The organism is Mycobacterium sp. E1715 (assembly GCF_001667625.1).
GTDB lineage: Bacteria > Actinomycetota > Actinomycetes > Mycobacteriales > Mycobacteriaceae > Mycobacterium.
Window position 1 is genome coordinate 1 of the sequence record NZ_LZJJ01000569.1, and the last position, 1,070, is coordinate 1,070.

A 1,070-nucleotide genomic window follows, 5' to 3' on the forward strand; every position below is an offset into this window, starting at 1 on the left:
CCCGCTGACGGCGTCGCGTGAAAAGAAACCTCTCCGAGCAGGCCGATGTGCGAAGTCCGGGTGTCGTTGGGGTAATAACGAACCCCAGGCGCCGTGGCGCGTAATGACCGACGGCGATGCGGTCGTATTTGCCAGCGGCGGCGGAAGACGGTGTCCGGGCCATTCACGCCCATGGCGTCGGCGCCATCGCCCGGACTTTCGCAACCGTCATTTCCAGGGTACTGCGGTGCGGCCGGACGACCGGTCGATTTGCCGAGGCGCGCGTACCGGCCGGACCGGTTCCGAGCCATGTTGCTCCGCTGGCACAACAACTTCGGGCTGTAACACCGTACGCCGCCGCAGCGATACGTCAGCGAAAGCTACCCGTGTTTTCGGAAAGTGAGGCGCATCACAGAAACTTCACACTTCAGCGTTTGGTGGCCCCGACACGCCGGGTAGTAGCCGCCAAGGGGGGTCGGTCGGCCCCGGCCGAAGAGCCGGCGACGTTCGCGTATGACCAACGGTCGCAACGATCTGGCTCGAGTGATGCAAAAAGGGGGTGAGTGCAACGACAGCCGTCTAGACTCACTCCCGGTGGTACTGACATGCGGCAGAGGGGGGTTCACCTTTGGTCCGCGGGATGATACTGCACATGACTTGATCGTCGAATTCGGGCTCGCCGGTGAATCCCACAAATCAATAATTCGAGTGTTGGATCGGTTGTAAGCGCGGTGCTTCAGGCATTACGAGTGGTCCGGTGATCTCGTTGAGCCAGACAGGTTTCCCATGCGCCACGTAAACGAAGACCAACGGGGTGTCCTCCCCGCACCCGATTCGACGACTGCCTTGGCGTTTGAGAATCGCGTCATTGCCGCAGAAGTTGCCGCCTAGTCGAGGAACCGGAGACAATAACCGATGCCCCAGACATCACCTAGCCCAACAGAACTGAAAGGCTACGATCTGTCGTGAAATTTGTGCTGGCAAGCTATGGAACTCGGGGCGATGTCGAGCCGACCGTGGCTATGGGTCGAGAACTGCAGCGCAGGGGACACGACGTTCTCATGGCCGTCCCATGCAATCTCACGGGCTTC

1 protein-coding gene is annotated in these 1,070 nt (G+C 60.7%); it reads left to right on the forward strand.

From position 1 onward, the window contains the following. Nucleotides 1-944 precede the first annotated feature (944 nt). Nucleotides 945-1,070, forward strand: a 126-nt coding sequence (locus A9X03_RS28925) for a glycosyltransferase (RefSeq protein WP_197696160.1), incomplete at its 3' end; no start/stop codon positions are given.